The sequence below is a fragment of the Actinoallomurus oryzae genome (assembly GCF_039541955.1).
Lineage (GTDB): Bacteria > Actinomycetota > Actinomycetes > Streptosporangiales > Streptosporangiaceae > Actinoallomurus > Actinoallomurus oryzae.
Map to the genome: position 1 here is coordinate 289,673 of NZ_BAABHF010000046.1, position 12,004 is coordinate 301,676.

11 protein-coding genes are annotated in these 12,004 nt (G+C 68.9%); 7 read left to right on the forward strand and 4 right to left on the reverse strand.

The genetic code is table 11. The features are described from left to right. The first annotated feature begins 50 nt into the window (after positions 1–50). The 5 genes from nuoK (at position 51) to ABEA10_RS37680 (ending at position 6,486) form a co-directional block, all read left to right on the forward strand. Positions 51–347, forward strand: coding sequence for an NADH-quinone oxidoreductase subunit NuoK (gene nuoK / locus ABEA10_RS37660; protein WP_329245301.1), 297 nt, complete (start codon positions 51–53; stop codon positions 345–347). Between the two features lie 10 nt (positions 348–357). Next, positions 358–2,289 (forward strand): NADH-quinone oxidoreductase subunit L, encoded by a 1,932-nt coding sequence (gene nuoL / locus ABEA10_RS37665; RefSeq protein WP_345472264.1) that lies wholly within the window; start codon positions 358–360, stop codon positions 2,287–2,289. Position 2,290: 1 nt separating this feature from the next. Further along, positions 2,291–3,826: an NADH-quinone oxidoreductase subunit M gene (locus ABEA10_RS37670; protein WP_345472266.1), complete on the forward strand. Its 1,536-nt coding sequence runs from the start codon at positions 2,291–2,293 to the stop codon at positions 3,824–3,826. Between the two features lie 94 nt (positions 3,827–3,920). Further along, the gene (gene nuoN, locus ABEA10_RS37675; protein ID WP_345472268.1) at positions 3,921–5,474 is read left to right on the forward strand and encodes an NADH-quinone oxidoreductase subunit NuoN; all 1,554 of its coding nucleotides are present in this window, start codon (positions 3,921–3,923) and stop codon (positions 5,472–5,474) included. Positions 5,475–5,556: 82 nt separating this feature from the next. Continuing rightward, complete coding sequence (locus tag ABEA10_RS37680) at positions 5,557–6,486, forward strand: polyprenyl synthetase family protein (protein ID WP_345472270.1); 930 nt, start codon at positions 5,557–5,559, stop codon at positions 6,484–6,486. Here the strand turns inward: ABEA10_RS37680 and ABEA10_RS37685 are convergent. Beyond that, on the reverse strand, positions 6,479–6,943 hold the full coding sequence (locus ABEA10_RS37685; RefSeq protein WP_345472272.1) for a hypothetical protein: 465 nt from the start codon (positions 6,941–6,943) through the stop codon (positions 6,479–6,481). The genes ABEA10_RS37680 and ABEA10_RS37685 overlap by 8 nt on opposite strands. Before the next feature lie 191 nt (positions 6,944–7,134). Here ABEA10_RS37685 and ABEA10_RS37690 point away from each other — a divergent pair, with 191 nt between their 5' ends. Then, on the forward strand, positions 7,135–7,998 hold the full coding sequence (locus ABEA10_RS37690) for a trypsin-like serine peptidase (protein ID WP_345472273.1): 864 nt from the start codon (positions 7,135–7,137) through the stop codon (positions 7,996–7,998). Here ABEA10_RS37690 and rarD read toward each other — a convergent pair. Then, positions 7,995–8,903: an EamA family transporter RarD gene (rarD, locus tag ABEA10_RS37695; RefSeq protein WP_345472275.1), complete on the reverse strand. Its 909-nt coding sequence runs from the start codon at positions 8,901–8,903 to the stop codon at positions 7,995–7,997. The genes ABEA10_RS37690 and rarD overlap by 4 nt on opposite strands. A gap of 73 nt (positions 8,904–8,976) precedes the next feature. Here rarD and msrA point away from each other — a divergent pair, with 73 nt between their 5' ends. After that, positions 8,977–9,633, forward strand: coding sequence for a peptide-methionine (S)-S-oxide reductase MsrA (gene msrA, locus ABEA10_RS37700; RefSeq protein WP_345472277.1), 657 nt, complete (start codon positions 8,977–8,979; stop codon positions 9,631–9,633). 33 nt (positions 9,634–9,666) lie between these two features. Here the strand turns inward: msrA and ABEA10_RS37705 are convergent, their stop codons facing one another. Together ABEA10_RS37705 and ABEA10_RS37710 are read right to left on the reverse strand one after the other, a co-directional pair. Further along, complete coding sequence (locus ABEA10_RS37705) at positions 9,667–11,454, reverse strand: glycoside hydrolase family 15 protein (protein ID WP_345472279.1); 1,788 nt, start codon at positions 11,452–11,454, stop codon at positions 9,667–9,669. A gap of 21 nt (positions 11,455–11,475) precedes the next feature. Continuing rightward, entirely contained in the window at positions 11,476–11,943 is a 468-nt protein-coding gene (locus ABEA10_RS37710; RefSeq protein WP_345472281.1) for a hypothetical protein, read from the reverse strand. Between the last annotated feature and the right edge of the window lie 61 nt (positions 11,944–12,004).

Below are 12,004 nucleotides of genomic sequence, written 5' to 3' on the forward strand. Positions count from 1 at the left end.
GGAATCAAAGGCGCGCCCCTGTGGTCACCTTCTCCGACGAAGGAGGACTCATGACCGGGCACTATCTGGCCCTGTCCGCCATTCTGTTCACGATCGGCGCGGTCGGCGTGCTCGTCCGCCGCAACGCCATTGTGATCTTCATGTGCGTCGAGCTCATGCTGAACGCCACCAACCTCGCGTTCGTGGCCTTCTCCCGCATGCACGGCGCCCTCGACGGGCAGATCATCGCGTTCTTCGTGATGGTGGTGGCCGCGGCCGAGGTCGTCGTCGGGCTGGCGATCATCATGGCGATCTTCCGGAGCCGCAAGTCCTCGTCGGTCGACGACGCGAACCTGCTGAAGTACTGAGGACCACTCGATGACGAACCTTCTAGCCGAAGCCGGCCCGCAGCTGCACACGCAGGCGGCCACCGGGATGCAGTCCGCCTCGTGGCTGCTGATCGCGTTCCCGCTCGCGGGCGCCGCGATCCTGCTGCTCGGCGGCCGCCGTACCGACAAGTGGGGCCACCTTCTCGGCGTCGCGATGTCGCTCGCGTCCTTCGTGGTCGGCGTCGCCGCGTTCGTGCAGATGCTCGGCCAGCCCGGGGAGGGCCGGACGCGGCTGGTCCACGTGTACCAGTGGGTCTCGGTCGGGTCGTTCAAGGCCGATGTGAACCTCCTGCTCGACCCGCTGTCGATCAGCTTCGTCCTGCTGATCACCGGGGTCGGCTCGCTGATCCACATCTACTCGATCGGCTACATGTCCCACGACCCGGACCGGCGGAGGTTCTTCGCGTACCTCAACCTGTTCGTGGCGTCCATGCTCCTGCTCGTGCTCGCCGACAACTACCTCGGCCTGTACGTCGGCTGGGAGGGCGTGGGTCTCGCCTCGTACCTGCTGATCGGGTTCTGGCAGCACAAGCCGAGCGCGGCCACCGCGGCGAAGAAGGCCTTCATCGTCAACCGGGTCGGTGACTTCGGCCTGTCGGTGGCGATCATGCTGATGTTCCTCACGTTCGGCTCGATCAGCTTCACCGACGTCTTCGGGCACGCCTCGGAGGCCTCCCACGGCACGATCACCGCGATCGGCCTGCTGCTCCTGCTCGGTGCCTGCGGTAAGTCCGCCCAGCTCCCGCTCCAGTCCTGGCTGCTGGACGCGATGGAGGGCCCGACCCCGGTGTCGGCGCTCATCCACGCCGCGACCATGGTGACCGCGGGCGTCTACCTGGTCGTCCGCTCGCACGCGATCTTCGAGCTGTCGTCGCAGGCGCGCCTGCTGGTGACGATCGTCGGCGCGGCCACGCTGATCGCCGGTGCGCTCATCGGTTGCGCCAAGGACGACATCAAGAAGGCCCTCGCGGGCTCGACGATGTCGCAGATCGGCTACATGATGCTCGCCGCCGGCATCGGCAAGGCGGGCTACGTCTTCGCGATCGCGCACCTCATCGCGCACGGCTTCTTCAAGGCCGGGCTGTTCCTCGGCGCCGGTTCGATCATGCACGGCATGAACGACGACGTCGACATGCGCAAGTACGGCGGCCTGCGCAAGGTCATGCCGATCACCTTCGCGACGTTCGGCCTCGGCTACCTGGCGATCATCGGCTTCCCGGGTCTGTCCGGCTGGTGGACCAAGGACGGCATCATCGACTCGGCCTTCGAGAAGGGCGGCACGTCCGGCCAGATCCTCGGCTGGGTGGCGCTGATCGGTGCGGGCATCACCGCGTACTACATGTCGCGCGTGATGTTCATGACGTTCTTCGGCGAGAAGCGCTGGGAAGAGGACGTCCACCCGCACGAGTCGCCGTCGGTCATGACGATCCCGCTGATCCTGCTGGCCGTCGGCTCGGTCGCGGGCGGCGCCTTCCTGATCGCGGGTGACCGGTTCGCGAACTTCCTCGCCCCGGTCGTCGGCGCGCCCGAGGCGTCGCACAAGCTGTTCACCCCGTACACCATCGTGGTGTTCGCGCTGATGATCGTCGGGGTGGGCATCGCGTACCTGCAGTACCTGCGGCGCCCCGTGCCGCGCACCGCCCCGGCCGGCAGCTTCCCGGTCGTGGCGGCCCGCAAGGACCTGTACGGCGACGCGCTGAACGAGTCGCTGTTCATGCGGCCCGGCCAGTGGCTGACCCGCCTGACCGTCTACTTCGACGGGCGCGGCGTCGACGGCCTCGTCAACGGCATCGCCGCCTTCGTGGGCGGCACGTCCGGCCGGGTGCGGCGGGTGCAGACGGGCTTCGTCCGCTCGTACGCACTGTCCATGTTCTTCGGTGCCGCCCTCGTCGTCGGCGCCCTGCTCCTGGTGAGGATCTGACATGCTGACGGCGCTCATCGCGATCCCCGCACTCGGGGCGCTGCTGCTCGCGCTCCTGCCGAAGGGCCGGGACGAGCTCGCCAAGGTGACCGCGCTCGTCGTCACGCTGATCGTCGCGGTCCTCGCCATCATCATGGCGATCCGCTTCGACAACGGCGGACCGCGCTTCCAGTTCACCGAGAAGTACTGGTGGATCAGGCAGTTCGACGTGCACTACGCGGTCGGCGTCGACGGCGTCGCGCTCGTGCTGATCCTGCTGTCGGTCATCCTCGTGCCGCTGGTCGTGCTCGCCTCCTGGAGCGACGCGGAGCGCTCCGGCGGTGTGGACGCCCCGCCGAAGCGCTCGGTGAAGACGTACTTCGCGCTGCTGCTGACCCTCGAGGCCATGATGGTCGGCGTCTTCGCGGCGACCGACATCTTCCTGTTCTACGTGTTCTTCGAGGCCATGCTCATCCCGATGTACTTCATCATCGGGTCCTACGGCGGCGCGCAGCGCTCGTACGCCGCGGTGAAGTTCCTGCTGTACTCGCTGTTCGGCGGGCTGCTCATGCTCGCCGCGGTGATCGGCCTGTACGTCGTGTCGGCCAACGCCGGCCACGGCACCTTCCTGTTCGACGAACTGCGGAACCTCCACATCGAGCCGACCACGGCCAAGTGGCTGTTCCTCGGCTTCTTCATCGCGTTCGCGATCAAGGCGCCGCTCGTGCCGTTCCACACCTGGCTGCCCGACGCCGCGGGCCAGGCGCCGGCCGGCGCGGCCGTGCTGCTCGTCGGCGTGCTGGACAAGGTCGGCACGTACGGCATGCTGCGGTTCTGCCTGGAGCTGTTCCCCGGCGCGGCCAAGTGGTTCACGCCGGTGGTGCTGACGCTGTCGGTCATCGGCATCGTGTACGGCGCCGTGCTGGCGATCGGCCAGGTCGATCTCAAGCGCCTGGTCGCCTACACGTCGGTCTCGCACTTCGGCTTCATCACGCTGGGCATCTTCGCGATGACCACGCAGGGGCAGACGGGCGCGACGCTCTACATGGTCAACCACGGCTTCTCGACCGGCGCGCTGTTCCTGGTCGTGGGCTTCCTCATCGCCCGCCGCGGCTCGTCGCGGATCGACGCCTTCGGGGGCGTGCAGAAGGTCGCTCCGCTGCTCGCCGGCACGTTCCTCGTCGCGGGCCTGTCCGGCCTATCGCTGCCGGGGTTGTCCACGTTCGTCTCGGAGTTCCTGGTCCTTGTGGGCACGTTCACGCGCTACAAGGTGCCGGCGATCATCGCCACGAGCGGCATCATCCTGGCCGCCGTCTACATCCTGTGGATGTACCAGCGCACGATGAGCGGCCCGCCGACCGAGAAGGTGGCCGGCATGCGCGACCTGTCCAAGCGTGAGCTGGTCGTGATCGCGCCGGTGCTGGCGCTCCTGGTCCTCCTCGGCTTCTACCCGAAGCCCGCGCTGAACATGATCAACCCGTCCGTGAAGCAGACGATGGTCAAGGTCGAGAAGCACGACCCCCAGCCGACCATCGCGGAGAAGGGAATCCGCCCGTGAGTCAGGTCAGGTGGAGTGACCCCGCCGGAGCGAGCGGAGGCGGCGGCCGGGCAACGAGACCGTCGGTGGAGCGAGTGAGAAGGGCGAGCGACCAGTGATTACTGCGGCCGGGAGTATCACGGCCCCGCACATCGAGTACGGGCGGCTCGCCCCGATCCTGATCGTGCTCGGCGCTGCAGCGGTCGGCGTGCTCATCGAGGCCTTCGTGTCGCGTGCGTACCGCTACTGGACACAGGTGCTGGTGTCACTGGTCGGCCTGGTCGCGGCCTTCGTGTGGACGCTCGTCATGGGCATCTCGCACACCCCGCACCACGTCGCGGCCCTGGGCGCGATCGGCGTCGACGGGCCGACCCTGTTCATCCAGGGCACGATCCTCGTGCTCGCGCTGATGTCGCTGCTCCTCATCGCCGAGCGGCGGCACGAGCCGAGCCCGTTCACCGCGCAGGCGTCCTCGGTGCCGGGCACCGCGGAGGAGCGCGAGAGCCTGGTCGCGGGCATCATCCAGACCGAGGTCTTCCCGCTCATGCTGTTCGCGGTGGGCGGCATGCTGATCTTCCCGGCGGCCAACGACCTGCTGACCATGTTCGTGGCCCTGGAGGTCCTGTCGCTGCCGCTGTACCTGCTGTGCGGTCTCGCCCGGCGCCGCCGCCTGCTCTCGCAGGAGGCCGCGGTCAAGTACTTCCTGCTCGGCGCGTTCTCCTCGGCGTTCTTCCTGTACGGCACCGCGCTGCTGTACGGCTTCGCCGGTTCGGTGCGACTGTCGGACATCCAGACGGCGATCAGCCAGAAGGGCGGCATGGACGCGATGCTGCTCGCCGGCGTCGCGCTCCTGGGGGTCGGGCTGCTGTTCAAGATGGGCGCCGCGCCGTTCCAGGTGTGGAAGCCGGACGTCTACCAGGGCGCCCCGACGGCGATCACCGCGCTGATGGCCTCCTGCACGCTCGTGTCGGCGGTCGGCGGCATCCTGCGGGTGTTCTACGTCGGGTTCGAGACGCTGCGCTGGGACTGGCGGCCGGTGATGTGGGCGGTGGCCATCCTCACCATGGTCCTCGGTGCGGTCGTCGCGATCACGCAGACGGACGTCAAGCGGATGCTCGCCTACTCCTCGATCGCGCACGGCGGCTTCCTGCTGACCGGCGTCATCGCCACGAACAAGGCGGGCCTGTCGAGCACACTGTTCTACCTCGCGGCGTACGGCTTCACGACGGTCGGCGCGTTCGCGGTCATCACGATGGTCCGCGACGCGGGCGGCGAGGCGTGGCACCTGTCGCGTTGGGCCGGGCTCGGCAAGCGCCAGCCGGTGCTCGCCGGGACGTTCGCGTTCTTCCTGCTGGCCTTCGCCGGTATCCCGCTGACCAGCGGCTTCACCGGAAAGTTCGCGGTCTTCCAGGCCGCGGTGGCCGGCGGCGCGACGCCTCTGGTGATCGTCGGTGTGCTGTCCTCGGCGATCGCGGCGTTCTTCTACGTTCGCGTGATCGTGCTGATGTTCTTCAGCGATCCCGCGGCGGACGGGCCCGCCGTGGTCCTCAGTCCGACGAGTACGACTGCGGTGGCGGTCGGCGCATTGGCTACTGTTGTCCTCGGCGTGGTTCCGGGGCCTGCGCTTCATCTGGCCCAGTCGGCAGCCAGCCAGTTCTTCGTTCGCTGACCCCTCGGGAGAGTCTGTGAGTAGTGCCCTTCTGGGCCTTCCGGCCGTCGATGACACACTCGCAGCGGATCTGTTGAAGCGGTTGTCCTCAGTCGAGGAGCTGCTGCGGAGCTCGATGCAAAGTGACCACGCGCTGCTGAGCGACGCGTCTCGCCATCTCGCCGAGGCGGGCGGCAAGCGGTTCCGGCCGATGCTGGTGCTGCTCGCCTCGGAGTTCGGCGACCCGGAGGCGCCGGGCGTCGTCCCGGCCGCCGTCGTGGTCGAGCTGACCCACCTGGCGACGCTCTACCACGACGACGTGATGGACGAGGCGGTCATGCGCCGCGGCGCGTCCTCCGCCAACTCCCGCTGGGACAACACCGTCGCCATCCTCACCGGCGACTACCTGTTCGCGCGCGCCTCCGACATCCTGGCCGACCTCGGCCCGGAGGCGGTGCGCATCCAGGCCCGCACGTTCGCCCGGCTGGTCCAGGGCCAGATCGAGGAGACGGCGGGACCGGCCGAGGGCGTCGACCCGCTGCAGCACTACCTCAACGTCGTGGCGGGCAAGACCGGGTCGCTGATCGCCGCCTCGGGCCACCTGGGCGGCCTGCTCGCGGGCGCCGGGCCGGACGTCGTCCGCACGCTGACGTCGGTGTGCGAGAAGATCGGCATCGCCTTCCAACTGTCCGACGACATCCTCGACGTCGCCTCCGACTCGGACGAGTCGGGCAAGACGCCGGGCACCGATCTGCGCGAGGGCGTCCGTACTCTGCCGATCCTGCACGCCCTGCGGTCCACGTCGCCCGACGACGCCCGCCTGCGCGAGTTGCTCGACTCGGACCTGTCCGACGACGCGCGGCACGCCGAGGCGCTCGCCCTGCTGCGCGCCAACCCGGCCATGGACCGCGCCCGCGCCGACCTGCGCACGTGGGTGGACGAGGCGCGCGCGGAGCTGGCCACGCTCTCCGACCGGCCGGCCCGCGCGGCGTTCATGTCCCTGTGCGACTACGTCCTGACGCGCACTAGCTGACGCGCTTGCCACGCCGGCCGAGCACGAACGCGGTGACGACGCCGGCGACCACGACGAACACCACGATGAGCAGCCAGTTGTTCGTCTCGCCGCCCTGGCCGCCCGATGGGGTGTCGTCCGCGGCGACGGAGACGGTGCCCTTGACGGTGCCGGCGCCGCAGTACGCCGTGATCGGGTAGCTGCCGGGCTTGAGCTCCTGACGGATCGTCGGGTCGGCGTCGCCGGTGTCGGCCTTGCCGTAGAGCGTGACGTTGGCGGTGAAGGCCGGCGAGACGGCGACGTGCGCGGTCGGCCCGGTGGCGCAGCCGGGGACGCTGATGTGGATCTGCTGGCCGCTGTGGGCCGAGCCGGGGGTCACGGAGATGGTGTCGGCCGTCGCGGGCGTCGCCGCGGGACCGGCGCCGGTGAGCGTCGCGGCGCAGGCGAGAGCCGCCGTACGGGCAGCGCGCACAACCATCCCCCCTCTGGTCTGGCTCCGCACGCTAGTCGAGTTCCGGCCGCGGCGGCCCGCCGATGGACGGGTGTTTGCCGACTCCGGTCCGTCCGTTGACCTCAACTGATCACGACACGCCCTCTGACCTGCGGGAATCCGCTGTGCGTGTGAACGACGATGGAAGCGCTCGTGTCCGCCGCACACTCGGAGGCTCCGTGAAAGTCCTGCTCTGCGGTGTCCTGACCGCCGTGCCGCTCCTGTCGTACGTCCCGGAGGCCTCCGCGCGAGTCGTGACGTCGGTCGACCGGGGGGCCGCGGCCGTGGCCTACTGGACACCGGAGCGGATGGCGCACGCGACGCCGCTCGGCGGCCGTACGGGCCGCTTCGGGCCGGCGACGAAGGTGCCGGTGGCGCGGGGGGTACCGGGCAGCCGGGTGATCGGCGCGCTGTTCTTCAACAGCGGGTCGGGCGGCCACTACTGCACCGCGAGCGTGGTCCGTACCCCCAAACGGAACATGCTGCTGACCGCGGCGCACTGCCTCTACAGCCAGAGCACGCACGCGTGGCACCGGCATATCGTGTTCGTGCCCCGGTACGCCGCCGGGCACCGGCCGTACGGCACCTGGCCGATCTGGCTGATGGTGGCGGACAAGCGCTGGCTCCAGCGAGGCGACCCGGACTTCGACTTCGCCTTCGCGGCCGTACAGATCATGGGCGGCCGCCGCATCGCCGACGTGGTCGGGGCGAACACCCTGGAGATCAACCAGGGCCCCGGCATCCAGGTGCTCGTGTCGGGCTACCCGGCGAAGGAGAACTATCCGGCCGACCGCGCGGTCGGCTGCACCGGCCGCGCGTACCGGCAGAGCAGGACCCAGATGCGGTTCGACTGCCACGGCTTCTACGGCGGCACCAGCGGCAGCCCCTGGCTGAGCGACTACGACGGGCACACGCAGACCGGGCACGTCGTCGGCGTCATCGGCGGATACCAGGAGGGCGGCAGCGAGGAGTGGCGGTCCTACAGCCCGATCTTCACCGCCGACACGGCCCGCCTCCTGAACACGGCGGACGATCGCGCCTAGACGGCGACGGGCTCGGGCTCGGCGTTGGCCCGGCGGCTCTTCCGCGCGGTGCGTACGGCGTCGGCGCTGAGGAGGACCAAGGCCACCCAGACGAGCAGGAAGCCGATCCAGCGGCTGGCCGGCATCGCCTCGTGCTGGACCACCAGGCCGATGAGGAACTGCAGGACCGGGGCGAGGTACTGCAGCATGCCGATGACGGTGAGCGGCACGCGTGTGGCGGAGGAGTTGAAGAGCAGCAGCGGCACCGCGGTGACCACGCCGGCGCCGGCGAGGAGGACCATGTGCGGGACGCCGTGGCCGGTGAACGTCGGGTGCGGCTGGAAGATCGCATAGGCCAGGGCGGGCAGGAGGAGGACGGCCGTCTCGACCGTGAGGCTCTCGGCCGACGGCGTCGCGGCGAACTTCTTCAGCAGCCCGTACGTGCCGAACGAGCCGGCCAGGATGAGCGCGATCCAGGGCGGGCGGCCGTAGTCGATCGCGAGGACGACGACCGCCGCCGTGCCGGTGCCCACCGCGGCCCACTGCCACGGGGTCAGGCGTTCCCTCAGCACCAGGACGCCGAGAAGGACGCTGACGAGCGGGTTGATGAAGTAGCCGAGCGCGGCCTCGATCGTGTGCCCGCTGTTCACGGCGTAGATGTAGGTGCCCCAGTTGACCGTGATGACCGTGGCCGCGAGGGCGAGGAGCGCCACCCGTCCGGCCTTGAGGGTCTTGATCCAGCGCCAGTGGCGCCGCGCGGCGAGGATGACACCGACCGCCGCGAGCGACCAGATCATGCGGTGCGCAAGGATCTCGATCGAACCGGCGGGCTTCAGGAGTGGCCAGTAGAGCGGAAACAGACCCCAGAGAACGTAGGCCGCGACCCCGTACAGGACCCCACGCCGCATTTCAGACACGGACGTCATCGTATCGTAAGGAGTCATATTTGGTATTGGTAATGTCTTGGGTGGCCGGGGTCGGCCGGATAGCCTTGGGAGGGTGTTCGGATTCGGAAAGACCTCGATGGTGACGCCGGATCAGGCGTTGTCAGGCCGCGACCAGGCCATGCCGGTCGCGCCGCGCCACACCGTCCTCGACGCCCCTCTCGCCCCGCCGTACCCCCCGGGCACGGAGATCGCCGAGTTCGGAGCGGGCTGCTTCTGGGGCGTGGAGCGCAAGTTCTGGCAGCTGCCGGGCGTCGTGTCGACCTCGGTCGGCTACGCGGGCGGCTACACGCCGAACCCGACGTACGAGGAGGTCTGCTCGGGCCGGACGGGCCACGCCGAGGTGGTGCGGGTGGTGTTCGACCCGTCGGCGGTGACGTACGAGCAGCTGCTGAAGGTGTTCTGGGAGGGCCACGACCCGACCCAGGGCCTGCGGCAGGGCAATGACGTCGGCTCTCAGTACCGCTCGCTGATCCTGACCCACTCGGACGCCCAGCGCGAGGCGGCCCTCGCGTCCAGGGAGGCCTACCAGAAGGTCCTGACGGCGGCGGGCTATGGCGACATCACCACGGAGATCCAGCCGGCCGGGGAGTTCTACTTCGCCGAGGACTACCACCAGCAGTACCTGTCGGACGCCAAGAACCCGAACGGCTACTGCGGCGTCGACGGCACGGGAGTGTCGTGTCCGGTGGGCGTCGCCCGCGCTGACTAGGGCATTCGCCAGTTGTCGATCAGCCCGGGGGAGCTAGCTGAGCGCCTGGGCCGTGTGGATCAGGTTGATGTGGGTGAAGGCCTGAGGGAAGTTGCCCAACTGGCGCGCGTGGACGGGGTCGTACTCCTCGGCGAGCAGGCCCACGTCGTTGGTGAGGGCCAGCAGCCGCTGGAACAGCTCCATGGCCTCGTGCTTGCGCCCGATGAGGGCGAGCGCCTCGGCAAGCCAGAAGCTGCAGGCGAGGAAGACGCCTTCGGCTCCGGGTAGCCCGTCGATGTCGTTCCTCTCGGAGGTCGGATAGCGCAGCACGAGGCCGTCGGTCGTCAGCTCGCGTTTGATCGCGTCGATCGTGCCGATGACCCGGGGGTCTCCCGGCGGCAGGAAGCCGACGATCGGAATGAGGAGCAGCGCCGCGTCGAGTTCGCGAGAGCCGTACGACTGGGTGAACGTGCCGCGCTCGGGGTCGAATCCCTTGTCGCAGACCTCGGCGTGGATGCGGTCCCGCATGGCCCGCCAGCGCTCGACGGGATCGGTGTGGCCGAGCTTTCGGGCCATTCGTACGGCCCGGTCGGCCGCCACCCAGGCCATGACCTTCGAATGGACGAAGTGCCGCCGCGGGCCGCGGATCTCCCACAGGCCCTCGTCGGGCTGGTCCCAGCAGCGCTCGATGAAGTCGATCAGTCTGCTGATAGTGGACCAGGCGTAGTCGTCGGGAGGCATCCCCAGCCTGTGGGCCCGGTAGAAGCAGTTGAGCACCTCGCCGTAGACGTCGAGCTGAAGCTGGCCGGCCGCGTCGTTGCCGATCCGCACCGGCCTGGAGCCCTCGTAGCCGGGAAGCCAGTCGAGCGTCTGCTCCGGCAGGCGCCTCTCGCCTGCCACGCCGTACATGATCTGGAGATCCTCCGGGCGGCCCGCGATGGCGCGGAGCAGCCAGTCACGCCAGGCGCCCGCCTCGGTGATGTATCCGGATTCGGTCAGAGCGTCGAGTGTCATCGCGGCGTCGCGCAGCCAGCAATATCTGTAGTCCCAGTTGCGGACCCCGCCGAGATGCTCGGGTAGCGACGTGGTGGGAGCCGCCACGATGCCGCCGGTCGGGCTGTAAGTGAGCGCCTTGAGGGTGATGAGGGAGCGGACCACGGCGGCGCGGCAGCGGCTCGGGAGCCAGCAGCGGAAGACCCATTCCTCCCAGAACAGCCTGGTCTCGGTGAGTTGCTCGCTGGGATCGATGTGGTCGGGTTCCGGGTCGTGCGAGGGGTGCCACGTGAACACGAACGCCTGGCGTTGCCCCGCGGCGATCGCGAAGGTGCCGGTGTGCCGGTCACCGCTGTCTTCCAGGTGGAGCGGGGCGTCGATCCAGACCGAGTCGGGCCCGCCGATGGCGTGGAGGCGGCCGCCGATGCGCCGGGCCCAAGGGACGATCCTGCCGTAGTCGAACCGGATGCTGATCTCTGCGTTCATGTCCACCGTCCCGGACACGCCCTCCACGATCCGGATCAGGTGGGGGTTGGCGTGCCGGGGAGGCATGAAGTCGATGACCTTGACGACCCCGGTGGAGGTCTCCCATACGGTCTCGAGGATCAGCGTGTCGCCGGCGTACGCGCGTCGTACGGCCATCTCGTGCCCGGCGGGGGCCAACCGCCAGAACCCGTTCGACTCGTCGCCGAGGAGCTTGGCGAAGCACGAGGGGGAGTCGAACCGGGGAAGACAGAGCCAGTCGATCGACCCATCGCGACCGACCAGGGCGGCCGACCGCGTGTCCCCGATGAGGGCATAGTCCTCGATCCGCACATTGACCACGCTACCCGCACGTGACCACGTCATCGCAGGGCGTGTCCCCACGCGTCAGCAGGGTCCTCTGTAGTCGGTGATCTTTTTTCGTGCCGCCGAGGCCTTGTCGGTGGTCAGGGCGGCTACCGCCTTGTCGGGTGGTGTGTCGGTCGCCAGCTTCTTCGCTGCCTCGGACGCGGCGCTGAGGACGAGTCGCAGATCATCATGTATCCCATCCGGCAGCTTCGTCATCAGCCGTGGCCCTATCAGCAGGATGAGGGTGACGGAGCTGTTCAACGCCTTACGTGACGGTTTCTGGTGCTTGTTCAGTATCCCGAACGCCTCAAGGTCGAACGTGGGGCCGGCCGCCGTGCTGAAGGCGTTCAGGTCACCGCAGAAGTCCGCCAGCGATTGAGCCGAGCTCGACGACGGCGATGCCGTGGTGGCCGGCGATCGTGTGGGTCGATGTCCGGTGCCGCACGCCGAGACGGTCGTCAGCGCGATGGAGAGGATCGTGAGGATCGGCGAGATCTTGTTTCTCACGTCCGTCAGCTTAGATAGCCGGGCTGGGACCGCTCCCGGGAATCCATGTCAATGTGGACGG

Bases quoted from the DNA above. Each gene is read 5' to 3' on its own strand.
- nuoL (WP_345472264.1), top strand. From the start codon at position 358: ATGACGAACCTTCTAGCCGAAGCCGGCCCGCAGCTGCACACGCAGGCG.
- rarD (WP_345472275.1), bottom strand. From the start codon at position 8,903: ATGACGTCCGTGTCTGAAATGCGGCGTGGGGTCCTGTACGGGGTCGCG.
- ABEA10_RS37685 (WP_345472272.1), bottom strand. From the start codon at position 6,943: ATGGTTGTGCGCGCTGCCCGTACGGCGGCTCTCGCCTGCGCCGCGACG.
- ABEA10_RS37705 (WP_345472279.1), bottom strand. From the start codon at position 11,454: ATGACGTGGTCACGTGCGGGTAGCGTGGTCAATGTGCGGATCGAGGAC.
- ABEA10_RS37670 (WP_345472266.1), top strand. From the start codon at position 2,291: ATGCTGACGGCGCTCATCGCGATCCCCGCACTCGGGGCGCTGCTGCTC.
- nuoK (WP_329245301.1), top strand. From the start codon at position 51: ATGACCGGGCACTATCTGGCCCTGTCCGCCATTCTGTTCACGATCGGC.